At 70.6% G+C, this 24630-nt stretch carries 21 protein-coding genes; 11 read left to right on the forward strand and 10 right to left on the reverse strand.

The features are described 5' to 3' along the window. Positions 1-7: 7 nt before the first annotated feature. Complete coding sequence (def, locus tag ACYVBS_RS03050; protein WP_460821703.1) at positions 8-523, reverse strand: peptide deformylase; 516 nt, start codon at positions 521-523, stop codon at positions 8-10. 173 nt (positions 524-696) lie between these two features. On the opposite strand from def, the gene ACYVBS_RS03055 reads away from it, so the two are divergent. From ACYVBS_RS03055 to ACYVBS_RS03085, 7 genes are all read left to right on the forward strand, one after another. After that, positions 697-1845 carry a LysM peptidoglycan-binding domain-containing protein gene (locus ACYVBS_RS03055; RefSeq protein WP_460822168.1) on the forward strand — a complete coding sequence of 383 codons (1149 nt, stop codon included), beginning with the start codon at positions 697-699 and terminating at the stop codon, positions 1843-1845. A gap of 77 nt (positions 1846-1922) precedes the next feature. Continuing rightward, the gene (gene dprA / locus ACYVBS_RS03060; RefSeq protein WP_460821704.1) at positions 1923-3092 is read left to right on the forward strand and encodes a DNA-processing protein DprA; all 1170 of its coding nucleotides are present in this window, start codon (positions 1923-1925) and stop codon (positions 3090-3092) included. A gap of 85 nt (positions 3093-3177) precedes the next feature. Continuing rightward, on the forward strand, positions 3178-3666 hold the full coding sequence (locus ACYVBS_RS03065; protein WP_460821705.1) for a DUF494 family protein: 489 nt from the start codon (positions 3178-3180) through the stop codon (positions 3664-3666). A 216-nt stretch (positions 3667-3882) separates the two neighbouring features. Next, positions 3883-6462 (forward strand): DNA topoisomerase I, encoded by a 2580-nt coding sequence (locus ACYVBS_RS03070; RefSeq protein ID WP_460821706.1) that lies wholly within the window; start codon positions 3883-3885, stop codon positions 6460-6462. A gap of 117 nt (positions 6463-6579) precedes the next feature. Beyond that, positions 6580-7152, forward strand: coding sequence for an L-threonylcarbamoyladenylate synthase (locus ACYVBS_RS03075; protein WP_460821707.1), 573 nt, complete (start codon positions 6580-6582; stop codon positions 7150-7152). Between the two features lie 76 nt (positions 7153-7228). Continuing rightward, entirely contained in the window at positions 7229-7624 is a 396-nt protein-coding gene (locus tag ACYVBS_RS03080) for a hypothetical protein (RefSeq protein WP_460821708.1), read from the forward strand. Positions 7625-7689: 65 nt separating this feature from the next. Next, entirely contained in the window at positions 7690-8418 is a 729-nt protein-coding gene (locus ACYVBS_RS03085; protein WP_460821709.1) for a DUF4124 domain-containing protein, read from the forward strand. A gap of 61 nt (positions 8419-8479) precedes the next feature. On the opposite strand, the gene ACYVBS_RS03090 is transcribed toward ACYVBS_RS03085, so the two are convergent. From ACYVBS_RS03090 to ACYVBS_RS03100, 3 genes are all read right to left on the reverse strand, one after another. After that, a complete protein-coding gene (locus ACYVBS_RS03090) occupies positions 8480-9895 on the reverse strand; it encodes a GGDEF domain-containing protein (protein WP_460821710.1) in 1416 nt (471 codons plus the stop codon). Between the two features lie 175 nt (positions 9896-10070). After that, positions 10071-11144 carry an alanine racemase gene (alr, locus tag ACYVBS_RS03095; RefSeq protein WP_460821711.1) on the reverse strand — a complete coding sequence of 358 codons (1074 nt, stop codon included), beginning with the start codon at positions 11142-11144 and terminating at the stop codon, positions 10071-10073. Between the two features lie 40 nt (positions 11145-11184). Next, a complete protein-coding gene (locus ACYVBS_RS03100) occupies positions 11185-12438 on the reverse strand; it encodes a D-amino acid dehydrogenase (protein ID WP_460821712.1) in 1254 nt (417 codons plus the stop codon). 137 nt (positions 12439-12575) lie between these two features. On the opposite strand from ACYVBS_RS03100, the gene ACYVBS_RS03105 reads away from it, so the two are divergent. Beyond that, the gene (locus ACYVBS_RS03105) at positions 12576-13055 is read left to right on the forward strand and encodes a winged helix-turn-helix transcriptional regulator (protein ID WP_460821713.1); all 480 of its coding nucleotides are present in this window, start codon (positions 12576-12578) and stop codon (positions 13053-13055) included. Between the two features lie 21 nt (positions 13056-13076). Here the strand turns inward: ACYVBS_RS03105 and ACYVBS_RS03110 are convergent, their stop codons facing one another. Beyond that, the gene (locus ACYVBS_RS03110) at positions 13077-13853 is read right to left on the reverse strand and encodes an SDR family oxidoreductase (protein ID WP_460821715.1); all 777 of its coding nucleotides are present in this window, start codon (positions 13851-13853) and stop codon (positions 13077-13079) included. A 74-nt stretch (positions 13854-13927) separates the two neighbouring features. On the opposite strand from ACYVBS_RS03110, the gene ACYVBS_RS03115 reads away from it, so the two are divergent. Further along, a complete protein-coding gene (locus ACYVBS_RS03115; protein ID WP_460821716.1) occupies positions 13928-14224 on the forward strand; it encodes a hypothetical protein in 297 nt (98 codons plus the stop codon). 152 nt (positions 14225-14376) lie between these two features. Here the strand turns inward: ACYVBS_RS03115 and sppA are convergent, their stop codons facing one another. Together sppA and ACYVBS_RS03125 are read right to left on the reverse strand one after the other, a co-directional pair. Further along, positions 14377-16266, reverse strand: a complete 1890-nt coding sequence (gene sppA / locus ACYVBS_RS03120; RefSeq protein ID WP_460821717.1) for a signal peptide peptidase SppA — start codon at positions 16264-16266, stop codon at positions 14377-14379. A gap of 234 nt (positions 16267-16500) precedes the next feature. Then, complete coding sequence (locus tag ACYVBS_RS03125; RefSeq protein ID WP_460821718.1) at positions 16501-17901, reverse strand: MATE family efflux transporter; 1401 nt, start codon at positions 17899-17901, stop codon at positions 16501-16503. Positions 17902-18028: 127 nt separating this feature from the next. Here ACYVBS_RS03125 and ACYVBS_RS03130 point away from each other — a divergent pair, with 127 nt between their 5' ends. Next, complete coding sequence (locus ACYVBS_RS03130) at positions 18029-19195, forward strand: DUF3667 domain-containing protein (protein ID WP_460821720.1); 1167 nt, start codon at positions 18029-18031, stop codon at positions 19193-19195. Positions 19196-19202: 7 nt separating this feature from the next. Here ACYVBS_RS03130 and ACYVBS_RS03135 read toward each other — a convergent pair whose 3' ends face one another. Both ACYVBS_RS03135 and ACYVBS_RS03140 read right to left on the reverse strand, forming a co-directional pair. Beyond that, the gene (locus ACYVBS_RS03135; protein ID WP_460821721.1) at positions 19203-19847 is read right to left on the reverse strand and encodes a DUF3106 domain-containing protein; all 645 of its coding nucleotides are present in this window, start codon (positions 19845-19847) and stop codon (positions 19203-19205) included. Beyond that, positions 19834-20769, reverse strand: coding sequence for a hypothetical protein (locus tag ACYVBS_RS03140; protein ID WP_460821722.1), 936 nt, complete (start codon positions 20767-20769; stop codon positions 19834-19836). Before ACYVBS_RS03140 ends, ACYVBS_RS03135 begins: the two co-directional genes overlap by 14 nt. Positions 20770-21293: 524 nt before the next feature. On the opposite strand from ACYVBS_RS03140, the gene ACYVBS_RS03145 reads away from it, so the two are divergent. After that, complete coding sequence (locus ACYVBS_RS03145; RefSeq protein WP_460821723.1) at positions 21294-23657, forward strand: primosomal protein N'; 2364 nt, start codon at positions 21294-21296, stop codon at positions 23655-23657. 103 nt (positions 23658-23760) lie between these two features. On the opposite strand, the gene ACYVBS_RS03150 is transcribed toward ACYVBS_RS03145, so the two are convergent. Beyond that, complete coding sequence (locus ACYVBS_RS03150) at positions 23761-24273, reverse strand: MarR family winged helix-turn-helix transcriptional regulator (RefSeq protein WP_460821724.1); 513 nt, start codon at positions 24271-24273, stop codon at positions 23761-23763. Between the last annotated feature and the right edge of the window lie 357 nt (positions 24274-24630).

Consider the following 24630-nt stretch of genomic DNA (forward strand, 5'->3'; position numbering starts at 1 on the left):
GGGCCGCTCAGGCGGCCTTGTGCCGCTGCTGCTTGGCCAGCTTCTTGCGCACCATCTCGCGCTTGAGCGGCGAGAGGTAGTCGACGAACAGCTTGCCGTCCAGATGGTCCATCTCGTGCTGGATGCACACCGCCAGCAGGCCGTCGGCCGCCAGCTCGAACGGCTGGCCGTCGCGGCCGATGGCCTTGACCGTGATCTGGTTGGCACGGGTCACGTCGGCGAAGATGCCGGGTACCGACAGGCAGCCCTCCTGATAGACCTGATGGCCGTCGGCGAGGGTGATCTCCGGGTTGATGAAGACCAGCGGCCGGTCTTTCTCCTCGGATACGTCTATCACCATGAAGCGCTGGTGCACGTCCACCTGGCTGGCCGCCAGACCGATGCCCGGCGCTTCGTACATGGTCTCGAACATGTCGTCGAGCAGGCGCTGGAACTCCGCCCCCGTGACCTGGGCAGGGTCGACCGGCACCGCCTTGGTGCGCAGGCGCGGATCGGGGAACTCGAGGATGGGGAGCTGGGCCATGGCGGGGAAATGGGGGCGCTTGTCACAGACGCAAGCTTTAGAGGGGCATTGTAGCGCCGTTGCGGGCCATCCACGCTTGCAACCGCCCGCACCTTCTGGGCTATAGTGCCGAGGCCCTCATCGGCGCTGCCGCCCGGGGAAAACCTGCAAGGGGAATCAGGTAGATGGCTGCCATGTTTAAACCGATCCGTGCGGTGATGACCGCTGCGTTGTTGACGATCGCCACGTATGGCGTTGCTGCCGAGATGGCGGGGGGCCATCCCGACACGTACGTCGTCAAGCGCGGCGATACCCTTTGGGACATCGCCGGCAAGTTCCTCAAGCGCCCGTGGCTGTGGCCGGAGATCTGGCAGGCCAACCCGCAGATCAAGAACCCGCACCTGATCTACCCGGGTGACGTGATCTCGCTGGCCTACCTCAACCGCGTGGCGGTGCAGGAAGGCCCGCGCGACGAGGCGCCGATCAACGCCATTCCGCTGGCCGACGTGGAGAAGTTCCTCAAGGACCTGCGCGTCGTGGATGACTTCGAGGAGCTGCCGTACGTGGTCGGCCTCGAGGAAGACCGACTGCGCAGCGCCGAAGGCCAGGTGGCCTACGTCCGTGGCCTGGCCGACGCCCAGCCGGGCCAACGCTACATGGTCGTGCGCCCGACCCAGCGCTACGCCAGCATCGACCCGACCCGCTGCTGCGGCTCCGAAGGTCGCCGCGGCGCGGACCTGGATTACCGCGGCCGCGCCATCGTCGGCGCGGAGCGGCTGTGGGGCTACCAGGTGCCGCACGGCGGCGGCGAATTCCTTGGCCACGAGTTGATGCGCCAGACGGTGGGCACGATCACGCGTGGCGTCGAAGGCCGCGCCGACGTCGCCACCCTGCTGCTCGACGCGGGCGGTCGCGAAGTCCGCGCCGGTGACCGCCTGCTGCCGGTGGAAGCCCAGCCGTACGACCTGCAGTTCATCCCGCATGCCCCGGCGCGCGAACTGGAATACGGCAAGGCCAAGGTCCTGGCCGTGGCCGACATGCTCACCACCGGCGGTCCGCGCGACGTGGTCGCCCTGTCCGTGGGCGCCCGCGACGGCATCGACAACGGCACGGTGCTCTCGGCCTGGCGTCCGGGCAGCAGCACCGCCGACGTGCCCAAGCGCGTGCCCACCTACGAGAACCAGGTGCTGAGCGGGAAGGGAACGGTGCAGCTGCCCGACGAATTCTCCGGCCACCTGATGGTGTTCCGGACCTTCGACAAGGTCAGCTACGCCCTGGTGATGGACGCGGTGCGGCCGACCCGCCTGGGCTACGACCTCAAGCACCCGGACGCGACGCACTGACCGGGTCGGAAACGCCTTACACCCTGCTGCGACGGCGCCCTAGGGCGCCGTCGTCGTTTCTGCACCAGACTGCGACGATGCACCCCGACGACACCGATGCCCTCCTGCGCCTGTTGGCGGCCGGCGGACCCTCCGCGCCCCGGCGCCAACTGCTCGCCCTCCACGCCAGCCCGGCCGCCGCCCTTGAGGCCGGTGCCCGCGCATGGCGCGAGGCGGGATTGACCGACGCCCAGCAACAGGCCTTGCAAGGGCCTCCCCCGCGCCACCTGGCCCGCAGCCAGGATTGGCTGCAGGCGCCCGACCACCACCTGCTGGGCTGGCACGACCCGGACTACCCCGCGCTGCTGCGCCGCGCCCCGAGCGCCCCGCTGGCGCTGTTCGTGGCGGGCAACCCGGCGCTGCTCTGGTACCCGGCAGTCGCCGTGGTCGGTAGCCGATCCCCTACGCCCGGGGGCCGCGACAACGCCGCGGACTTCGCCCACGCGCTTGCCGCCTCCGGACTGGCCGTGACCAGCGGACTGGCGGCGGGCATCGACGCCGCCGCGCACGAGGCGGCGCTGGCCGCCGGAGGCCTGACCCTGGCCGTGATCGGGACCGGTCCCGACGTGCCCTACCCCCGCAGCCACGCCAATCTGCACGCGCGCATCGCCACCCACGGCGCGGTGGTCAGTGAACACCCGCCCGGCACCCAACCGCAGCGGCAGCATTTCCCCAGCCGCAACCGGATCCTCGCCGGACTCACGTTGGGCACCCTGGTGATCGAGGCCGCCGAACGCTCCGGTGCCCTGATCACCGCCCGCCAGGCCACCGAGGCCGGCCGCGAGGTCTTCGCCGTGCCGGGCTCGATCCACAATCCGCTGGCCCGCGGCTGCCACCGCCTGATCCGCGAAGGCGTCGGGTTGGTGGAAAGCGCCTCGGAAGTCATTGCCGCCCTGGCCCCGGTGGCGGCCGAGCTGGCCGACGACCTGCGGGCGCGACTGGCGCCGCCTGCCCCGCCCGCTCACGAGCGCCCCCGCGCCGGCGCGCCACGCGATGAACGGGACTCAACCCCTGTTCAGCACGGAGGCCGCGAGGACGACCCCGACTACCAGAAGTTGTGGCAGGCGCTGGGCTATGACCCAACCGGTATGGATCAGCTGGTGGAACGAACCGGATTGACGGCCGCCCAACTGTCCTCCATGCTGCTGCTCATGGAGCTTGAGGGCCGGGTGTCGTCGAAACACGGCCGGTACTACCGCAACCGCTGACCACCGTGCTTTTCCGCAGGGATCCGTCCGGTGGCAGTCCGCAACTCCAGCCCACCGCGCCGGTCCCGGCGCAGGCCGAGGGGAAATGAAAGAGAGCATCCTGGACGTCCTGCTGTACCTGTTCGAACACTACTTCACCGACGATGCGGACCTGGTCCGCGACCGTGATTCGCTCCAGAGCGGCCCGCTGTTCGATGAACTGGGGCAGGCCGGCTTCAGCCCCGCCGAGATCAACAAGGCCTTCGAATGGCTCGATGCCCTGGCGCAGCAGCGCCCGGCACCGGAGCCGCGTCGCGCCGACGGCCCCACGCGCGTGTTCCACGGTCCGGAGCTGGACAAGCTGGACGTGGAGTGCCGCGGCTTCCTGCTGTTCCTGGAGCAGCACGGCGTGCTCGACGCCGGCCAGCGCGAAGTGGTGCTGGACCGCGCCATGGCCCTGGACCAGGACGAGGTGGACCTGGACGACTTGAAGTGGGTGGTGCTGATGGTGCTGTTCAACCAGCCCGGCAGCGAGGCCGCTTACGCGTGGATGGAGACCCAGATCTTCGCCGACGAACCCGAGCCGGTGCACTGACGGTTGGCCCCGGTCACGCGCGGATAACGTTCCACGCGGTGTGATCCACGGCGGTTCGGCGCTTGACAGCCGCCGGCGGCGCGTGATTCCACTATATATAAGGAAACACCCCACGCCCGCGGCCAGACCCCGCGGGCGTCGCTACTTCAGCGGTTGCCACGGACAGGCCGGCGGCGACCCCCCATGCGGGCTCCCCCGGGCCCGCGGAGATGTTCCATGGCCAAGAACCTCCTGATCGTCGAGTCGCCTGCCAAGGCGAAGACGATCAACAAGTACCTCGGCAAGGATTTCACCGTCCTTGCCTCCTATGGCCACGTCCGCGACCTGATTCCCAAGGAAGGCGCGGTCAACCCGGACAAGGATTTCGCGATGACCTACGAGGTCATCGAAAAGAACGAAAAGCACGTTGATGCGATTGCCAAGGCGGCCAAGGGCGCCGACCACCTCTATCTGGCGACCGACCCGGACCGCGAGGGTGAGGCGATCAGCTGGCACATTGCGGAAATCCTGAAGGAACGCGGCCTGCTGAAGGACAAGTCGCTGCAGCGCGTGGTGTTCACCGAGATCACGCCGCGCGCGATCAAGGAGGCGATGACCCAGCCGCGCGCCATTGCCGGCGACCTGGTGGACGCGCAGCAGGCGCGCCGCGCGTTGGACTACCTGGTGGGCTTCAACCTCTCGCCGGTGCTGTGGCGCAAGATCAAGGCCGGGCTCTCCGCCGGCCGCGTGCAATCGCCCGCACTGCGCATGATCGTGGAGCGCGAGGAGGAGATCGAGGCGTTCAAGGCGCGCGAGTACTGGACCATCGAGGCCGAGTGCGCGCACCCCAAGCAGGCGTTCACCGCCAAGCTCACCAAGTTGGACGGCAAGAAGTTCGCCGCCGACACCGGCAAGCTGGAATTTACCCTGACCGACGGCGACAGCGCCGAGGCCGCGCGCCAGCGCATCGCCCAGGCCGCCGGCGGCGCGCTGCAGGTCACCGACGTGACCAGCAAGGAGCGCAAGCGCCGCCCCGCCGCGCCGTTCACCACCTCTACCCTGCAGCAGGAGGCCGCGCGCAAGCTCGGCTTCACCACGCGCCGCACCATGCAGGTGGCGCAGAAGCTGTACGAAGGCGTGGCGCTGGGCGACGAAGGCACGGTCGGCCTGATCAGCTACATGCGTACCGACTCGGTGAACCTGTCGGCCGAAGCGGTGGCCGAGATCCGCGACGTGATCGCGCGCGACTACGGCACCCGCGCGCTGCCCGACCAGCCCAACGTGTACAAGACCAAGTCGGCCAACGCGCAGGAAGCGCACGAGGCGGTGCGCCCGACCTCCGCCCTGCGCACGCCGGCGCAGGTCGCGCGCCACCTCACCGACGAGGAGCGCAAGCTGTACGAGCTGATCTGGAAGCGCGCCGTGGCCAGCCAGATGGTGCCGGCCACGCTCAATACCGTTTCGGTCGACCTGGCCGCAGGCAGCGAGCACAGCTTCCGCGTGTCGGGCACCACGGTCGTCGACCCGGGCTTCCTGGCCGTGTACGAGGAAGGCAAGGACAGCAAGACCGCCGAGGACGACGACGAAGGCCGCAAGCTGCCGGCGATGAAGCCCGGTGACCGCATTCCGCTGGAGGGCGTGCTCGCTAATCAGCACTTTACCCAGCCGCCGCCGCGTTACACCGAAGCGTCGCTGGTGAAGGCGCTGGAAGAGTTCGGCATCGGCCGCCCCTCGACCTACGCATCGATCATCCAGACCCTGCAGGGCAAGCAGTACGTGCTGCTGGAAAGCCGCGCCTTCCGCCCCACCGACGTCGGCCGCGCGGTGTCGAAGTTCCTGAGCGCGCACTTCACCAACTACGTGGACTACGACTTCACCGCGCGGCTGGAGGATGAGCTGGACTCGGTTTCGCGCGGCGAGGAGGACTGGGTCGCGCTGATGGAGAAGTTCTGGACCCCGTTCAAGGGCCTGGTGGAAGAGAAGAAGACCACGCTGGACAAGGCCGACGCCGGCAGCGTGCGCGTGCTGGGCGACGACCCGGCCAGCGGCCGCCCGGTCAGCGCGCGCATCGGCAAGTACGGCCCGCTGGTGCAGATCGGCACCGTCGAGGACGAGGAGAAGCCGCGCTTCGCCTCGCTGAAGCCGGGCCAGAGCATCTACTCGATCTCGCTGGACGAGGCGCTGGAACTGTTCAAGATGCCGCGCGCGCTCGGCCAGAGCGATGGGCAGGAAGTCTCAGTCGGCATCGGCCGCTTCGGCCCGTTTGCCAAGCGAGGCAGCACCTACGCGTCGCTGGCCAAGGAGGACGATCCGTACTCCATCGGCCTGGAACGCGCGGTGCTCCTGATCGAGCAGAAGGAAGAGATCGCGCGCAACCGCATCATCAAGGAATTCCCGGGCAGCGACATCCAGGTGCTCAACGGCCGCTTCGGCCCGTACCTGAGCGATGGCAAGCTCAACGGCAAGATCCCCAAGGACCGCGAACCGGCCTCGCTGACGCTGGAGGAGGTCACCCAGCTGATGGCCGAAACCGGCAAGCCCATGCGCGGCCGCTTCGGCAAGAAGGTGGCCGCGAAGAAGGCACCGGCGAAGAAGGCCGCCAAGGCCGCCGCCGAGGGTAGCGCCGCGCCGGCCAAGAAAGCGACGAAGAAGGCGGCGAAGAAGGCCACCGGCAAAGTCGCCAAGAAGACGGTGAAGAAGGCCGCCGTGAAAACCACCGCCAAGGCGGGCACCGCCGCGAAGAAGGCGACGAAGAAGGTGGCAAAGAAGGCGGCAGGCAAGGCCGCCGTTGCGACCGACGACGACGCGCCGTTCTGAACGTCCTGTGGCCGCGTCGCCCGTGAGGGGCGACGCGGCTGGGCACTCGACGCGCTTTCGCCAAGGCGCGCGACGCACTGACCGACGACACGTACTTCCCCGGAGCGCTGGAGCGCCATGGATACCGATGACCGCCGCGACAGCCTGACCGCCACCGTGGACGCGCTGCATCGCGGCGGCGTGGTCGCGTACCCCACCGAAGCCGTGTGGGGCGTGGGCTGTGACCCGATGAACGAAGCGGCGGTAATGCGGCTGCTCGCGATCAAGCAGCGCCCGGTGGACAAAGGTCTGATCCTGATCGCTGCCGACGTGGCCCAACTGGATGCGCTGGTGGCATGGGCCGCGCTGCCCGATAACCGCCAGACGGCGGTGCGGGCCAGCTGGCCCGGTCCCAACACGTGGACGGTGCCCGTCACCGCGCGCGTGCCGACGTGGATCCGGGGCGCGCACCCGAGTGTCGCCGTGCGCGTCAGCGACCACCCCACGGTCATCGCACTGTGCCGCGCCTTCGGCGGCCCGCTGGTGTCCACCAGCGCCAACCTCACCGGCCAGCCTCCCGCGTTCGCGCGAGCAGAATTGGACCCGCGCCTGCTGGAACGGCTGGATGCGGTGTGCGACGGCGAAACCGGGGGGCTGGCGGCACCCACCGCGATCCGCGATGCGGCCACGGGCACGGTGCTGCGCGGCTGACAGCGTTGTCCGCGACATTTTCCCACCCCCACGGGGACGTGGCCGGGAACTATGAAGTCCCGCCACCGCACGCCCCTTGCCGCTCCGCCCCATGCGCGACGCCTCCGGACTGACCATCCTGTTCTCCCGTCATCCGCTGGGGTTGCGCGCGCACGCCACGGGCCGCAGTTCGCTTGCCAATACCATCGCCTGCTGGGACGCCATCGTGGCCGAGCTGCAGCATCGCCCTGACACCATGCTGTTGCTGGTCGACGAGCTGCGCGGCGAGCCGCTTTCGGCTGACGACTGGCAGGCGCTGGTGACGGCAATGGCGGGACGTGGGCTCGACCGGGTACGCATCGCCCACGTCAAACCCGCCGGGCTGCAGCAGATCGAGCATTGCCAGCTCTTCGCGCAGGACGCCGGGATCGATACGCGGGTGTTCGACGACGAAGCCGCCGGGGAACGCTGGCTCCGTTACGGGGGCGCCTGAACCGGGGCCATCGTCCGCAAGGGGGCGACTACCGACCGGATGCTCGCGGGCGCAAGATGGACTGCATGCGCCCTTCCTGCCCCCTGCCGTTGGTGCTGCTCGCCGCCTTCGCGGCATCGGCCGCGTACGGCGGCGAGATCACGGTGTACCGCTGCACCGATGCCAACGGCCGTGTAAGCCTGCGTGACACCCCGTGCCCGGCAGGGCAGCGGCAGAGCGCACGCGAGATGGTGCGGCCCAAGGATCCGCCCCCCCGTCCCGCGCCGGCAACGCCCGCGGCATCGGCGCCTGCGGCCCCGGCGCCGGTCGCGCCCCCCGCGGTGGTCGTGTACGCCCCGGAGCCGACGTACGAATGCGTCACGCCCGACGGCGAGCGTTACACCGCGTCCAGTCCCGAGGGAAATCCGCGCTGGGTCCCGCTGTGGACGCTGGGCTACCCGGTCTACCCCGACCACCACGGGCGCCCAGACGGGGTGCACGGTCGCATCGACGTGGGCGGCGGGCACCTGCGCGGGCGCGTGGACATCGGTGGACACCTGCCGCCGCGCCCACCGCTGACGCGGCCGGTGCCCACGCCGCGCCCCTCGGGGCCGGTCGCCGCGTTCCCCGCCGGCACCTGGGTGCGGGACGCCTGCACCCGGCTGCCGCAGGCCGAGGTGTGCGCGCGTTTGCGCGACCGACGCGAGGCACTGGACCGTCGCTACAACAGCGCCCTGCAAAGCGAGCGCCATCGGATCAGCGAAGAGCAACGGTTGATCGACGCCCGCCTCGACGAAGACTGCACGGGACGCTAGGGCGACAAGCGCCAGGCAAGCGCACTGACCAACGCCGCGCCATCGTCCCGCGCGTTCGCCGCTATGGGTGGGACTCGACCTCGCCGGCGCGTGCCCGCCGTTTCTCGACGTACATCACCTCGTCCGCCGTCCGCAGCAGCGCGGCCAGGCTGTCGTCGGGGGCACCGCCCACGGCACGACCGAAACTGGCGCTGACGTCGGAGGCCGGCGCGGCGAACGGGGTCGCCCGCAGCGCCACCCGCATGCGCGCGATGACCGCATCCGCGGTGCCTGCGTCCGCCCCCGGCAAGAACACCGCGAATTCGTCGCCACTGAGGCGTCCCAGCAGATCGCCGGGCCGCAATGACGCCGCGCAGCGCACCGCCAGTTCGGCCAGCACGGCATCGCCGACCGCGTGGCCGTGCGTATCGTTGATCGCCTTCAACCGGTCCAGGTCGAACAGGATCACCGCCGCAGGCCGGCCTTCGGCCTTGGCGCGCTCCAGCTCCTGGCTCGCCCGGTCCTCGAAGTAGGCGCGCGTCATCACGCCGGTGAGCCGGTCGCGGGTGACCTGCTCGCGCAGCCGCTCGTTGCTGGTGTACAGCGCGGGCACGGCCAGGCCGAAGTAGGTGTTCACCGCCAGGCCGATCGCGGCGAACTGCAGCGCGACCACGTCGGTGGTGACGTCGAAAAGCGCGCCGGCGCCCACCGTGATCAGACTGAAGATCACCACGCCCTGCAGGGCCGCGGTGCGGCTCTCGCTGTGCACCAGCCACAGTTGCAACACCAGCGGCACCACCAGCAGGGCCAGCAGGATGCCGCGCTCCTGCAGTACATGCGCCAGCACCAGCAGGACCAGCGTGACCCCCGCCATCATCGCCAGCTTGGCCATTGCGCCCCGTGACAGCGGCACGCGCTCGGTCAGGAACGGGGGGAAGCCCACGGCGCCCTGCAATCCCGCCCACGCCATCGCGCGCACCAGCCATCGGATGAACAAGGGCGCGAAGGTGAGCAGCGCCACGAAGTCCCCCATCCACCATGCGGCGATCAGGCGTCCGGGTGCGTCGGTGTCGATCAGGCCCGTGGCCGACAGCGCCACGACGCCGGCGCACGCCGCGAGCGCGGCGCCGATCATCCCCATCAGGATGAAGCGGGTGACGGAACGCAGGGTGACATCGCCGGGCAGGCGGTCCGGATACCGGCGCAGCACCATGGCGGGCACGCCGTAGGCCACGCCGTGGGTCACCGCGTAGGCCACGCTGGAGGCGACCAGCACGCGAGTGCCCACGCCACTGGCGTACTCCAGTTCCGCGATGAACGTGGCGAGGGTGCAGGCCACCACGATGGACGGCAATGCCCGCGGACCGACCACGAGCAGGGCCGCAAACGTGACCGCGGCTGGCGGGAACCACAGGCTGGCGTGCGGGGAGTGCTCCAGCAGCCGTGCCAACAGGAAGGTGGCGAGCCACAGGACCACGATGCCGGCATGGAGCAGCACGCCGGAGCCCCGAGGACCCCGCGCACCGCCCCTTCGATTTGCGCTGGTCATCGTCCCCTCCCGATGTGCCGCCGTCGCCCTCCGACCCGTTGGCAACCGTGTACCCGGCGAGCCGCCCATCCCCGGAGGCCCTTTGTTGCTAGCGTAACCGCCCGGCGTGCGGGCGTGCAGCGGATCAGGGGGACAAGTAGTCCCGTTTCGTCCGCTTCAGCGCACACGGCACCTGGTAGGCACTCGCACGCGCTGCGGCCGCCACCGCGTTCAGCGGCACCTGCGCACCCCACAGCTCGACCGTACTGCCGACGCCGGCCTGCGGGTGGTCGGTGAGGTCGACGGTGAGCATGTCCATCGACACGCGGCCGATCAGCGCGCCGGGGACGCCGTCGATGGCGACGGGGGTGCCACTCGGAGCGAACTGCGGGTAACCGTCGGCATAGCCCATCGCCACCACGCCCACGCGGGTGGGGCGTGCGGCGACGAAGTGCGCGCCATAGCCCACCGGCTCGCCGACGGCGATGTCACGCACGCTGATCACCTGCGACTGCAGGGTCATCGCCGGGCGCAGGCGCGCGGCCACCGGGTGTGGCTGCGGGAAGGGGCTGAGGCCGTACAGCATCAGCCCCGGACGCGCCCAGTCGCTGCGCAGGTCGTCCCAGCCCAGCAGCGCGGGCGAGTTGGAGAGGCTGCGCTTCAGGCCGAGTGCGGCGGTGGTGACGTCGAACACCGCGGTCTGCGTGCGAGTGGTGTCGCGATCGAGCTCGTCGGCGCGGGCGAAGTGGGTCATGGCCACCACCTCGCGCACGTGCGGCAGCGCCTGCAGGCGCGCGGCGGCGGCGGCGTAATCGGCGGGCTCGATGCCGAGGCGGTGCATGCCCGAGTCGAGCTTGAGCCACACGGTAAACGGCGTGGCCGGGCGTGCCTGTTCGACGGCGGCCAACTGCCAAGGCGTGGCCACGGCGAACCACAGGTCGTGCTGCTCGATCAGCGCCAGCTCGGCGGGGTCGAAGAAGCCTTCCAGCAGCAGGATCGGCGCGCGGATGCCGGCGGCGCGCAGCTCCAGCGCCTCCTCGATCGCGGCCACGGCGAAGGCGTCGGCCTCGGCTTCCAGTGCGCGCGCGCAGGCCACGGCGCCGTGGCCGTAGGCGTCGGCCTTGACCACCGCGAGCGCCTTGCCGCCGCCCAGTTCGCGGGCCAGACGGTAGTTGTGGCGCAGGGCGTCAAGGTCGATCAGGGCACGGGCGGGGCGCAAGGCGGTAGTTCCGGTAGGCAGGGGCGAAGAACGGGGACGATCAGCCGTATCGCGACAGATCCAGACCTTCGCCGCTGATTTTAGGCGTGCGACCGTCGATCACGTCGGCGAGGTAGCGGCCGGAGCCGCAAGCCATGGTCCAGCCGAGGGTGCCGTGGCCGGTGTTGAGGTACAGGTTGCCGTAGCGGGTGGCACCGACCACCGGCGTGCCGTCGGGCGTGGCCGGGCGCAGGCCGGTCCAGAACGTCGCCGCCTCAAGGTTGCCGCCGCGCGGGTACAGGTCACGTACCACCTTCTCCAGCGTGGCGCGCCGGCGCGGCGACAGCGACAGGTCGAAGCCGGCCACTTCGGCCATGCCGCCGACGCGGATGCGCTGGTCGAAGCGGGTGATGGCCACCTTGTAGGTCTCGTCGAGGATGGTCGAGGTCGGCGCCATCGCCGCGTCGGTGATCGGCAGGGTCAGCGAGTAACCCTTGAGCGGGTACACCGGCAGGCGCAGGCCCAGCGGCGCGACCAGCTTCGGCGAGTAGCTGCCCAGCGCCAGCACGTAACGGTCGGCGCGTTCGACCTGGCCGTCGATGCGCACGCCGGTGATGCGCGCGCCGTCGTGTTCCAGCGCCTGGATGGACTGGCCGAAGCGGAACTCCACGCCCGCCTGCGCGGCCATCGCGGCCAGGCGCCGGGTGAACAGCTCGCAGTCACCGGTCTGGTCGTTGGGCAGGCGCAGCGCGCCGACCAGCGGTGCCGGCGCATTGGCCAGCGCGGGTTCGACGCGGGCGATGCCGTCGCGGTCCAGCAGCTCGTACGGCACGCCGTACTGCTCCAGCACCGGGATGTCCTTGGCCGCGCCGTCCAGCTGGGCCTGGGTGCGGAACAGCTGGGTGGTGCCCAGCTGGCGGTCCTCGTAGTCGATGCCGGTCTCGGCGCGCAGCTCGTCCAGCACGTCGCGGCTGTACTCGGACAGGCGCACCATCCGCGCCTTGTTCACCGCGTAGCGCGCATGCGTGCAGTTGCGGAGCATCTGCAGCAGCCACAGGTACTGGTTGGGGTCCAGGCCCGGCTTGATGGCCAGTGGCGCGTGGCGCTGGAACAGCCACTTCAGCGCCTTCAACGGCACGCCCGGCGCGGCCCACGGCGAGGCATAGCCAGGCGAGATCTGGCCGGCATTGGCGAAGCTGGTTTCCTGCGCGACCGCGGGCTGGCGATCGATGACCACCACCTCGTGCCCGGCGCGCGCCAGGTACCACGCGCTGCTCACGCCGATCACGCCACCGCCCAGCACCAGAACCCGCATCGCCTGCCCCGTCCGTCACCGCCGGCGGGAGTGCCGGCAAAGTCGCGCAGTATCGGGCAAACCGGGCAGGTGGTTTTTCCGATTTTCTGTGCCATTGCAGGTGTAAACTCTGCTGAACCAGACTTTTGCAGTGCAACATGACCGGTAAAGCCCGTGAACTCGATAGGATCGACCGCCACATCCTGCGCATCCTGCAGGAGGAAGGGCGCATCTCCTTCACCGAGCTGGGCGAGCGCGTGGGCCTGTCCACCACGCCCTGCACCGAACGCGTGCGCCGGCTGGAGCGCGATGGCGTCATCACCGGCTACCACGCGCGCCTGGACCCGCAGCACGTGAAGGCCACACTACTGGTGTTCGTGGAGATCAGTCTGGCGTACAAGTCCGGCGACATCTTCGAGGAGTTCCGCCGCGCCGCGCTGCGCCTGCCCAACGTGCTGGAGTGCCACCTGGTCTCGGGCGATTTCGACTACCTGCTCAAGGCGCGCATCAGCGAGATGGCCAGCTACCGCAAGCTGCTGGGCAGCACGCTGCTGACCATGCCGCACGTGCGGGAGTCCAAGAGCTACATCGTGATGGAAGAGATCAAGGAGACGCTGAGCCTGCCGATTGCCGATTGAGCGACCGGCAACGCGCGTGCGTCAGAAGCCGTAGCGCAGGAACCCGCCATCCACCGCGATGCACTCGCCGGTGACATAACTTGACGCCGGCAGGCACAGGAACGCGACCGCCGCGGCCACCTCCTCCGGTTCACCCACGCGGCCCATCGGCGTGCGCAGCAGCACCTCGTCCAGGTAATCCGGGTCGGCCAGCTTGGTGGAGGTGCGGCGGGTGCGGATGTACCACGGCGCGACCGCATTGACGCGGATGCCGTCCTCGGCCCACTCCACCGCGAGGTTCTTCGTCATCTGGTGCATCGCCGCCTTGCTCATGCCGTACGGCGCGCCGGTGCGCACGTGGGTCAGGCCCGACACGCTGCCGACGTTGACGATGGCCGAGCTGGCGTGGCGGGTGAGCAACGGGTACGCGTAGCGCGACAGCTCGAACGCGGAATACAGGTTGATCTCGAAGATCTGGCGCCACTCGTCTTCGGTGTAGTCGGTGGCCGGCTTGCCGAGGTTGCCGCCGGCGTTGTTGACCAGAAGGTGCAGGCCTTCGCCAAAGTCCTCCACCCAGTCCAGCAGTTCGCGGCGCTGCTCGGCGTCGGCGACGTCAGCGGCGAACACCTGCACCTCGCGCTCGGGGAAGTCCTCCAGCAGTTCGGTGCGCGTCCGCTCCAGCGCGGCCGGGTCGCGGGCCGCCAGCAGCACGTCGGCACCGAAGCCCAGCAGCTCGCGGGCGATGGCGTGGCCGATGCCCGCGCTGCCGCCGGTGACCAGGGCCAGTTGTCCGTCCAGTCGCCAGCGCTTGGGGTCCATGGGCCTCTCCGAATGTCCTCGCGCACGTGCGCGCACGGCGTAGGATAGCCGCAGGTCCGTTCCGGAGTGCCGCCATGACCGAGCCACGCCGCCTTGCCCGCGCCGCGATGCGTCCCCTGCTCCACTGCGCGCAGCCGCGCCGACTTGCCGCGGCACTGTCGATCTGCGTGGCCCTGTGGGCCACTGCCTGCTCGCGCCCCGAGCCGCCCGACAAGGAGCGTCCGCCCGAGCCGCAAGCCAGTGTCCCGGCCCGCCACACCGAATTGCGCGATGCCATCCAGGCGCCGCAGGACAAGGCGCGTGCGGTCGAAGGCGCGGTGGACGATGCGGCCAAGGCGCAGCGCGACGCGATTGAAGCCGCGGGCGGCTGAGCGCGCCCACGCAGGGCGCACGGGGCGTCGTGCGTCCCACACCTGACGCCCCAAGCCCCCAGCTCAACGCTCAACGCTCAACGCCAATGAAAACGCCCGGCTAGTGCCGGGCGTTTCCTTTCAGGCCAGTGACACGTGCACGATCCCGAGCGTCACAGCCCGCAGAAGCAATACGCCAGCGCCTTCACCGGCACGCCGCGGGTCGGCTTCACCGCGCTCTGCAGGAACCGCAGTTCGTCCGCCGCCTGCGGCATCGCCTGCGCCACCAGCGCCTGCACCAGCGACGAGTCCTGCAGCAGCACCGCACCGATGCGGCTCTCGGCAAACCCGGCGAAGAACTGCTCGAGCGGCGATCCGGCCTTCTCGATGTAGCGCACGCCATAGGCATCGCGCTTGCCGAGCTTGGCGCGCGCGGCAGCATCGTCGATGGCCGCCTGCAGGCCGCCGAGTTCATCGACCAGGCCGCGCTCCTTCGCCTGCGCGCCGCTCCACACGCGGCCACGCGCCACCTCATCGATCTTCGCCACCGGCTGCTTGCGCGCCGCGGCCACCCGGCCGGTGAAATCACGGTAACCCTTGTCGATCACCGACTGGATCACCTGCCCCACCTCCGGCGACAGCGCACGGGTGATGTCGAACGCGCCGGCGAAGCGCGTGGTGCCCACGCCGTCGGTGCGCACGCCGATCTTCTCCAGCGTGCGCGGGAGGGTCGGGATCAGGCCGTAGATGCCAATCGAGCCGGTGATGGTCGACGGATCGGCGTAGATGCGGTCGGCGTTCATGCTGATCCAGTAGCCGCCCGACGCGGCCAGGTCGCCCATCGACACAACCACGGGCTTGCCGGCGGCCTTCAGGCCTTCCACTTCGCGGCGGATCTGTTCGGACGCGAACACTTCGCCACCCGGTGAATCCACGCGCAACACCACCGCCTTGACGTGGTCGTCGTCACGCGCCTCGCGCAGCAGCGCCGACGTGGACACGCCGCCGATCGTGCCCGGCGGCTGCTCGCCGCCGGTGATCTCGCCTTCGGCCACCACCACCGCGATCTGGTCGCGGCCCGGTTCCAACGCGTTGAGCCGCGTGTTGACGTGCGCCAGGTAGCCCTCGAGCGACACCTGGCGGTAGCCACCCTCGGCGTCGGCATCGGCGACGCCGCGCTCGATCATCAGCGCGTCGAACTCCTCGCGCGTCTTCAGGCCGTCGACCAGCTTCTGCTGCAGCGCGTACTTGGCCAGGTCGCCGCCGGCCGCGGCAATACCCGCCGGCAGCGTGTCGATGCCGGCGGTGATCGCGGCCGGGTCGAGCTTGCGCACCTTGGCCACGTCGGCCACGTAGCGCTGCCACACGTCGTTCATCCAGAACAGGTCGGCTTCCTTGGCGGCCGGCGAAGCCGCATCCAGCACGTAGGGCTCGGCGGCGGACTTGTATTCGCCCACCTTGAACAGGTGCACGTCCACGCCGAGCTTGTCCTGCAGGCCCTCGCGGAAATACTGGCGGTAGCGGCCCAGGCCCTCGAGGAACATGCCGCCCATCGGGTCGAGGTAGACCTCGTTGGCCTGCGCCGCCATCAGGTATTGCCCCTGGTCCATCGCCTCGGCGAATGCGACCACCTGCTTGCCGCTGGCGCGCACGCGCGCCACGGCCGCCGCGATCTCGCGCCGCGAGGCCATGCCGCCGCCGCTGAGCCCGTCCAGGTGCAGCACCACGCGCTCGATGCGCTTGTCCTTGGCGGCCGCGTCCAGCGCGCCCAGCAGGTCGCGCAGGCGCACTTCGTCCTGGCCATCGCCCATCGCGCGAGCGAAGGCGCGCAAGGCCGGATCCACCGTGTACTGCTCCACCAGCTCGCCTTCCGGCGCGATGACCAGCGCACTGCGGTCCAGCAGCGGGCGGGTGCGGTCGCCTGCGCCCAGCACGGCCAGGAACAGGATGAGCAGGCCGAAGAACACCACGTTGAAGATCAGGCGCCGGGTGAAGTTCATCGCATCCCACAGCCCGACAAGCAGGCGGACGAGGGGACCACGGCGAGGGGGTTGGGTGCTCATTGCGGCGTTGCCCTCCGAGGGGCATGGGACGTTTGGAAGTGAGGTTAGCGCTGGGTCGGCCGGACGCACATCGGCCATTGGTCACCGGGTCGGGGCACAGCGTGCCTGCGGCCCGGCCGTCGACCCGTGAAGGTCGAAAACGCGTGGGGCCCCAGGCTCCCCCCCCCCTTCAGCCTGATCCCGCCTGCCGCGTCCGCGCGCGGCGCGGCATGACGCCGGTCCGCCTGACCCGGCCTAGCCCGGATACCGGCGCACCAGCCGACCCGGCGCACTGGCGCGCAGGAAGCGCCCGCCCAGCAACAGCGCGGCCACGGTGAGGCCCGCAATCAGCCCGATCCACATGCCCTTCGGGCCCCAGCCCAGGCCCAGCCCGAGGCCGGCGCCGACCGGCATGCCCACGCCCCAGTACGCGAACATGGCCAGGAACATCGGCACGCGCGTGTCCTGCAGGCCACGCAGCGAACCGGCCGACATCACCTGCACGCCATCGGGAAACTGGAACATCGCTGCGTACACCAGCAGGCCTGCGGCCAGCGTGGCCACCGCGGCATCCCGCGTGTAGATGCCCACCACCCACTCGTTGGCGGTCAGCAGGACCGTGGCCGACACCAACTGGCTGGCCAGGACGATGCACAGGCCTGCCCACGCCGCGCGGCGCACGCCAAGCACGTCACCGCGGCCCAGCGCGTGCCCCACGCGCACGGTGGTCGCTTCGGCCAGGCCCATGGGCACCATGAAGCACAGCGTGGCGACGTTGATCGCGATCTGGTGCGCCGCGGCCGGCACCTCGCCCAGCCGCCCGATCAGCAGCGCGGTGACGATGAAGAGGCTGCCTTCCATGAGCACGGTCACGCCAATGGGCAGGCCGGTGGCGAGCAGCCCGCGGATGGTCGGCCAGTGCGGGCGGTCGAAGCGCGCGAAGAGGCCAAGATCGGCAAAGCGACGCGCGCGGCGCAGCACCAGCAGGAAGGCGATGGCCTGCAACCACAGCATCACCGCCGACGCGAGGCCGAGCCCCCCCGCGCCCATTTCGGGCAACCCCAGGCGGCCGAACGTCAGCGCCCACCCCATCGGCAGCAACAGCAGCGGGCCGGCCGCGCTGATCAGCATGGTCGGCAACGTCCAGTGCAGCCCTTCGCTGAGGTAGCGCATGGTGAAGAACAGCGTCAGCGCCGGCACGCCCCAGCGGATGCCGTGCAGGAACGCGGTGGCGCCGGGAATGATCTCCGGCGCGATGCCAAACGGCGCCAGCACCAGCGGCAGCACGGTCATGAAGCCGAACAGCACCACCGCCAGCCCCAGCGCGAGCCACAGCGCCTGGCGGAACACCGCGCCGATCTCGCCGCGCCGGCCGGCGCCGTCGAGCTGCGACACCGTGGGCGGCACCGACAGCAGGGTGCCGATCGGCACCATCATCGGCAGCCACCACAACGCGGTGCCAATGGTGACCGAGGCCAACGTGCCGGTGCCGTGGTGCCCGGCGAGCACGTTGTCGACGAATCCGATCAGACCGGTGGACACGTGCCCGGCCACCAGCGGCGCTGCCAGCAACGCGCTGGTCCGGATTTCACCCGACAGGCGCACGCTGGGTCGCGCTTCGGGCGCGAGGGGAGTCGGTGGGGATGCGGAGGACATGGCGAGTCGGCCAGCGACTGCAGCCGCGTCGTCGCAACCGGTGGCGGACGCTGGCGCCGGGTCGCGGCGGACGGCTATCTTAGCGCCTCGCCGATGACGGGGCGGCGCGATCAGGGAGCGGGACACCATGGGCTCGGATTCACTCACGCACTGCGAGAACTGCAACGAACCGCTGCAGGGCCCGTATTGCCACGCCTGCGGACAGCCCGTGGCCAACCCGGTGCGCCATGTCGGCCATGCCATCGAGGACGTGTTCGAATCGTTCTGGCACCTGGACGGCCGCGTGTTCCGCACGCTGCGCCACCTGTTGTCGCCAGGCCGCGTGGCGCTGGAGTACCTGGCCGGCCACCGCATGCGCTACATCGCACCGCTGCGCCTGTTCGTCATCCTCAGCCTGATCACGTTCTTCGTCGGCAAGTTGACCGTGCACGCCGAAGGCCCGGCCTTCGAAGTGAAACCGGGCGACACCCGCTTCGCGCAGATGGACACGGTCGCCGAGGTGGAAAGCGCCCGCGACGACGCGCTGCGCAAACTCGTCGAGGCCGAGCGCGAAGCCGCCAAGACCCCCGGCGCCAGCCCTGCGCTGGTGATCGCGCGCACGCAGATCGAGGGGGCGGCGGCTGCACGCATCGCCGAATTGCGCGGTCCGGCGTCGGCGAGGCCGCCGGGTGCGTCACCCTCGGTCGCCAAGCCCGAACCGGCGGCGGCGCCCCCCGCGCCGTCCGGGAAGCAAAGCGGCATCACGATTGAACGCGACTGGGACCCGGAGAAGGATCCAGTCCAGATTGCCTGGTTGCCCGACTTCGCCAACCGCTGGCTCACCGATCGCGCCGCACGGGCCCAGCGCAACATGGCGACGATGGGCACCAACCAGGATGCGCTGCTGCAGGCATTCATGGGCGCGCTCCCCACGGCGCTGTTCGTGCTGGTGCCGGTGTTCGCGCTGCTGCTGAAGGTGTTTTACGTCGGCTCGCGGCGCCTGTACCTGGAACACCTGGCCGTTGCGCTGTACAGCCATGCGTTCATGCTGCTCGCCCTGCTGGCCTCGTTCCTGCTGGCTGCCATCGGCAATGCCGCCGCCGCCCGCGCCAGCTTCGTCGAGTCAATGACCACATTGGGCACCGTGCTGCTGTGGTGCTGGGTCCCGATCTACCTGCTGTTGATGCAGAAGCGCGTGTATCGCCAGGGGTGGCTGGCCACCAGCGCCAAGTACGCGGTGGTCGGTTGCGTCTACGTGGTGCTGGTCTCGTTCGCCGCGCTGTACGCCCTGCTGGCAGGCATCGTCGGCATGTAAGCCGCGCTTAGCGGTCCAGGCGCTGCGCCAGCCAGGCCGCACGCTGCTCCGCGGCCGTCGATACCAACTCGTGCCGCAGTCGGGCGCGCGCCTGCGGCGGCGTGCGCTGCACGAGCACGGCCAGGTCGGCACGCTGCAACGGCGTCAGCTCGCGCAGCACGCGCAGCAGGGACGCCCGCTCCAGTGGAGGCACCTGCGCCAGCAGCGGCTGCAACCGCGGATAGTCCACGCCCAGCGTGGGCCCCAGCAGCCAGCCCCGTTGCTCACTCCCGTCCAACGCGCCAAACCGTTCGCGCCACACCTGTTGCTGGGGCGGATCAAGCCGCTGCCAGCGGGCCGCGACGGCCTTCAGCTGCGCCTGCTCGTCCGGTGGAAGTCGCGTCCACGCGGCATACCGTTCACGCAGCTCGGCGCGTTCGGCGGGCGTGAGCGCGGCCCACGCCGCGGCGCGCCCGCGGAAGGCGTCGCGCTCACGGTCGCTCCAGGCCTCCCAGCGTGCGGCCCGGGCCTGCAACTGCTGGCGTTGCGCCGGCGAGAGCCGGGCCAGACTGTCGCCAAACGCGTCCAGCAGTGAGGCGGCCTGGGAGACCCCCAAGCCCAGCAGCAGCGGAAGCAGCAGCCAACGGCGCCTCTGGCACTCACGGCTCGGCATGGGCGTCTCCCTCGTCCAGCGACTCCAAGAGCGGCATTGCATCGGCGGGCAACGCGGGCAGCGGCTGCGCCATCGGACTGCCCGGGGCGTCGTCCGGGGCGGGGGCCGCCCGCTCGGGCGTGACAGCGCCCGCATCCACGGCCGCCAGCCATGCCTGAAACGGAAAGTTCGCGGCGGCGTCCCGACCGGCAGGGTCGGCCAACAAGTCGAAATCCGGGTGCGCCATGAGCCGCGCCTCGTCCGGCAGCGTGGCCATGGGTGGGTCCGCGGGCGCCAGCGGCTCGATCTGCACACCGTGGCCCCACCCGCCCCCCAGTCCCTGGTTGGGCCACCACCAGGTGGCCACGAAGGCGACCGCGCAGGCGATCAGCAGGAGCCACAGCAGCGGCAGCAGCCAGCGCGGGCGGCGCGGCGCGTCGATCGCCCCGGCCGCCGCTCCCGCGCCGCGGGGCGGCGCTTCGCCACGCATCAGCGCGTCGCGCGCCTCGGCCAAACGCCCCAGGCGGGCGGGCTCCAGGGTCTTGATCCGGCGATGCACCCGGTCGCGCAGGTGCTGCCAGGCTTGCGGATCGGCGCGCCCATCGACGTGGTGGGGCAAGGCGCGGCGCAAAGCCAACCGGTAACTGGACGTCCCGATCCCCAGCACGCCAGCGGCATCGGCCTCCGACAGCCCCGCCGCCAGCCGCAACAGCAGCGCCGCGCGGGGTCCTGTGGCCACGTCGCCCAGGCGATCCGTGGCGTCCAGTGGCAAGGCCACCGCCACGCGCTGGCGCATCGCCGGTTCGGCCAACAGCAACGCCCAGAACCGGCGCGGCCAGTTCGCCATCGGCTGGCCGGCGGCTTCGGCACGAAACGCCGCCATGGCCGACAGGAGCGCGGCATCCCCGGTTTCGGCGTCCCCGCACTGCAATTCAGCCAGCACCGCCCCCCGACGCTCAACGCCGCGGAGGAACGCATTCAGGGCCGGCGAGGGGCTGGATACAACCGGGGGCACTACAGCGGCGGGAACAGCATCGACATGGGTCTCATCATAACGAGAGCCATGTCCCAATATTCGCTTGACAAACCCTTTTGCCGGCGCCCACGCCGCAACGGCGCGGGTTGCAGCGAATCGCGGTTGTGCACAGCGGTCAAAATTCCGTCATTGGACGATGCAGCGCAGCACGCCCGGGCTGGCGTACACAAATGTTTCACACGTAAGGCATTGTTTTTTCTTGACAAATGCTCCTTGGCACTTTTTTGTCCAAGCTGAGCGAAGCGCTTGTTTTCACGGCTTCACGCATCCGTGCCGGAGTGCCATGCACAGAGTTATCCACAAGATGTGTGGATAACGATGAATTTGCTTTCGCCACGGCCACTTACGTGGCATTCATGAACGGCGGACCAGCAATGCCATCCAACTGTCGCAATGGATGAGACGGGCCCCGGGCACCGTAGACTGGAAGCATGGCCGAAGCCGCTTCGACAGCCCCATCTCCCGTCTGGCGGGTCGCCGTTCCGGTGCCGCTGGCGCGCCTGTTTGACTACCGTCCCCCGGCCGGGCACGCCGCCAGCCGGGCCGACATCGGCAAGCGGGTGCGCGTGCCGTTCGGATCACGGGAACTGGTGGGCGTCGTGGCCGGCGTCGGGACCGCGGACGCCGCCGAGGCGGTTGCCCTGCGCGACGCCGGGCCCGCGCTCGACGCCATCCCCCTGCTCTCGGGCGAGCTGTACGACTCGCTGGGCTGGCTGTCGCGGTACACCCACGCCCCGCTGGGCGAGGTGCTCGCCACCGCGTTGCCCGCGTCGCTGCGCCAGGGCGACCCGCTGGCCATGACTCAGGCGTGGGCCTGGCGGCTGACCGAGGCGGGCGAGACGGCGCGAGCGGCGCTGCGCGCGGGGGCCCCCCGCCACCTCGCGGAATATCTGGCGACCGCCGCCCAGCCGGTGACGGAGGAAAGGCTGGACGCGGCGGGCAGCGCCTCCACGCCCCTTCCCGAGGCCCCGGCCGACAGCGACAGCGCGGCGGCAGCCGGTGACCCCGCGGAGCCGCCCCCCACGGCCGTACCCGCCCCGTGGGGGCGCGGCGGCTGGCGGGCCGCTGCCCGCACCTTGGCCCAGCGCGGCCTGGCCGAACGCATCGCGGTGGCCCCTGCGACGGTGGCCCCCGAACCGCGTCCCGGCCCCGCGCTCAATCCGGACCAGCAGGCCGCGGTGGATGCGGTGCTGGCCGCGCGCGACGGCTTCGCTGCCCTGCTGCTGGATGGCGTCACCGGCAGCGGCAAGACCGAGGTCTACCTGCACGCCATCGCCGACTGCCTGGCGCGCGGGCGGCAAGCGCTGGTGCTGGTGCCCGAGATCGGCCTGACCCCACAGACACTGGCCCGCTTCCGCGCGCGGCTGGGGGTGCCCGTGCACGCGCTGCATTCGGGCCTGAGCGACGGCGATCGCGCCCGCACCTGGGCCGCCATGGCGCGCGGCGAGGCGCGGGTGGTGGTGGGCACGCGCTCGGCCGTGTTCCTGCCCCTGCCCGAGGCGGGCCTGATCGTGGTGGACGAGGAGCACGACGGCAGCTTCAAGCAACTGGACGGCATCCGCTACCACGCCCGCGGCTTTGCCCTGGTGCGCGGCAAGGCGCTGGGCGTGCCGGTGCTGCTGGGCAGTGCGACGCCGTCGCTGGAGTCGCTGCACAACGCGCGCAGCGGCCGCTACCGCCACCTGCGCCTGCCGGTCCGTGCCGGGGCTGCGCAACCGCCGCACGTGCGCGTGCTGGACGTGCGCAAGCGCCCGCTGGAGGCGGGCCTGTCGCCGGAACTGCTCGAGGGCGTGGGGCGTGCGCTGGAGGCCGGCGGGCAGGTGCTGGTGTTCAAGAACCGCCGCGGCTACGCGCCGGTGCTGCTCTGCCATGACTGCGGCTGGAGCGCGCACTGCCCGCGTTGCAGCACGCCGGACAAGGCGACGCCGATGACCGTGCACGCCGCCGGTCGGCGCCTGCAGTGCCACCACTGCGGCACCCGACGCCCGGCGCCCAATGCCTGCCCCGACTGCGGCGGGTTGTCACTGCAGCCGCAGGGCGCCGGCACCGAACGCATTGAGGAGGTGCTGTCCGCGCGTTTCCCCGACGTGCCGGTGCGGCGCATCGACCGCGGCACCACCCAGGGCCGAGACGCGCTGGAGAAGCACCTGGCCGCGTTTGGCCGCGACCCCGGCATCCTGGTCGGCACGCAGATGCTGGCCAAGGGCCATGACCTGCCCAACCTCACCCTGGTCGCGGTGGTTGGGATCGACGAAGGCCTGTTCTCGGCGGACTTCCGCGCGCCGGAGAAGCTGGCGCAGCTGCTCATCCAGGTGGCCGGCCGGGCCGGCCGGGCGGACAAGCCCGGGCAAGTGCTGCTGCAGACCCATCACCCCGAGCATCCGCTGCTGCTGACGCTGCTAAGCGGGGGGTACGCCGCGTTCGCCGAGACCGAACTGGTGCAGCGCGAGGTGGCCGGCTTCCCACCGTTCGGCCACCTGGTACTGCTGCGCGCCGAAGCCAAGCAGGTCGAACACGTGCAGGCGTTCCTGCGCGCCGCGCGCGCGGCCGTCGACGGCGCCGCCGACGAGCTGTTCGACCCGCAGGACCCCGACGCGATGATCGAGCTCAATGGCCCGCTGCCCGCGCCGATGCCGCGCCGCGCCGGCTACCAGCGCGAGCAACTGCTGCTGTCCTCGCCCACCCGGCGCCACCTGCACGCCGCGCTGGATCTGGCACTGCCGGCGATCCATGCGCTGCCCGAAGCGCGCCGCGTGCGCTGGTCCTTGGACGTCGACCCGACCGACCTGTACTGACCCACCGTCGACACCACGCCCGATGGCCCCATCGCGCCGACAGCGCGACGGGCAATTCGGGTGTCGCACACCGCGCCGCCCGATCCGCGGCCGTTTCGCGCGCTCAGCGGCCTCGCCGCGGCGCTTTGCCGTCGAACCCTTGCGTGGCCGCCACCGAGCGCAGCGCCACCGTCAGCTCGTCGCGCGCGGCCTGCGCCAGGCCGCCGAACAGCTCGCGGTCCACCTTGCGCTCGGTTTCGAGCAACTGCGGCACCAGCGCGCGCCCGGCGTCGGTGATTTCCACCCGCACGAAGCGCATGTCATCGATGTCGGTGTTGCGAGCGACGTAGCCCAGGTCTTCCAACGAAGCCAACGCGCGCGACAGCGACGGCGCGGTCAGGCCGGCATCGGTGGCCAGACGGCATTGGGTGGTGCGGCCGCTGCGCTGCAGCTGGCGCAACGCGACCCATTCGGTGGAGGTGATGCGCAACTTGCGCGCGGCGCGTTCCAGTTGCAGCTGGCGGTTCTTGGACACCAGCGCCAGCCAGTGGCCGAGCAGCGACTCGGGACCCGGCTGGCCGTGCAGCGGCACGACCTCGGCGCTGTAGGGCGGGGCGGCCGCCAGCGCCCCGCTCACAAGGGCCTCCGTTGCGCATCGGCGCGGATCGCGGTCACGGCGGCATACCAGGGCGCGAAGAGGGACAGGGTGGTGTTCGGCTTGGTCTTGTTCATGGTCGAGGTCCTCGGTGGGTGGGGTAATGCGGTGGTTGAGTCGGTTGCGATTTTCGGGTGCCACGCTCGCCGGGGCCCCAGAACAAAAAACCCCGCGCTTCTTTCGAGGGCGCGGGGTTCAGGACTGTTGCCTGGGCTGGTTGGCGTTGGCCTACACGTGCCCGATCCCCGCGCGGTGTGCCCAGGTAAAGTTGGTAATCCAGTTCAGGCCGGTGGCTTGGGCACACGCACACGGCCGGGCAGCGTCGAGGGACGCATATAC

Source organism: Lysobacter olei (assembly GCF_054777355.1).

What these genes read in the sequence shown, in the direction of transcription:
- ACYVBS_RS03055 (WP_460822168.1), top strand. Translation starts at nt 697, where the DNA reads ATGTTTAAACCGATCCGTGCGGTGATGACCGCTGCGTTGTTGACGATC.
- ACYVBS_RS03070 (WP_460821706.1), top strand. Translation starts at nt 3,883, where the DNA reads ATGGCCAAGAACCTCCTGATCGTCGAGTCGCCTGCCAAGGCGAAGACG.
- ACYVBS_RS03075 (WP_460821707.1), top strand. Translation starts at nt 6,580, where the DNA reads ATGGATACCGATGACCGCCGCGACAGCCTGACCGCCACCGTGGACGCG.
- ACYVBS_RS03085 (WP_460821709.1), top strand. Translation starts at nt 7,690, where the DNA reads ATGCGCCCTTCCTGCCCCCTGCCGTTGGTGCTGCTCGCCGCCTTCGCG.
- ACYVBS_RS03110 (WP_460821715.1), bottom strand. Translation starts at nt 13,853, where the DNA reads ATGGACCCCAAGCGCTGGCGACTGGACGGACAACTGGCCCTGGTCACC.
- ACYVBS_RS03145 (WP_460821723.1), top strand. Translation starts at nt 21,294, where the DNA reads ATGGCCGAAGCCGCTTCGACAGCCCCATCTCCCGTCTGGCGGGTCGCC.
- ACYVBS_RS03105 (WP_460821713.1), top strand. Translation starts at nt 12,576, where the DNA reads ATGACCGGTAAAGCCCGTGAACTCGATAGGATCGACCGCCACATCCTG.
- ACYVBS_RS03115 (WP_460821716.1), top strand. Translation starts at nt 13,928, where the DNA reads ATGACCGAGCCACGCCGCCTTGCCCGCGCCGCGATGCGTCCCCTGCTC.
- ACYVBS_RS03065 (WP_460821705.1), top strand. Translation starts at nt 3,178, where the DNA reads ATGAAAGAGAGCATCCTGGACGTCCTGCTGTACCTGTTCGAACACTAC.
- ACYVBS_RS03130 (WP_460821720.1), top strand. Translation starts at nt 18,029, where the DNA reads ATGGGCTCGGATTCACTCACGCACTGCGAGAACTGCAACGAACCGCTG.
- ACYVBS_RS03125 (WP_460821718.1), bottom strand. Translation starts at nt 17,901, where the DNA reads ATGTCCTCCGCATCCCCACCGACTCCCCTCGCGCCCGAAGCGCGACCC.
- ACYVBS_RS03100 (WP_460821712.1), bottom strand. Translation starts at nt 12,438, where the DNA reads ATGCGGGTTCTGGTGCTGGGCGGTGGCGTGATCGGCGTGAGCAGCGCG.
- sppA (WP_460821717.1), bottom strand. Translation starts at nt 16,266, where the DNA reads ATGAGCACCCAACCCCCTCGCCGTGGTCCCCTCGTCCGCCTGCTTGTC.
- ACYVBS_RS03135 (WP_460821721.1), bottom strand. Translation starts at nt 19,847, where the DNA reads ATGCCGAGCCGTGAGTGCCAGAGGCGCCGTTGGCTGCTGCTTCCGCTG.
- def (WP_460821703.1), bottom strand. Translation starts at nt 523, where the DNA reads ATGGCCCAGCTCCCCATCCTCGAGTTCCCCGATCCGCGCCTGCGCACC.
- dprA (WP_460821704.1), top strand. Translation starts at nt 1,923, where the DNA reads ATGCACCCCGACGACACCGATGCCCTCCTGCGCCTGTTGGCGGCCGGC.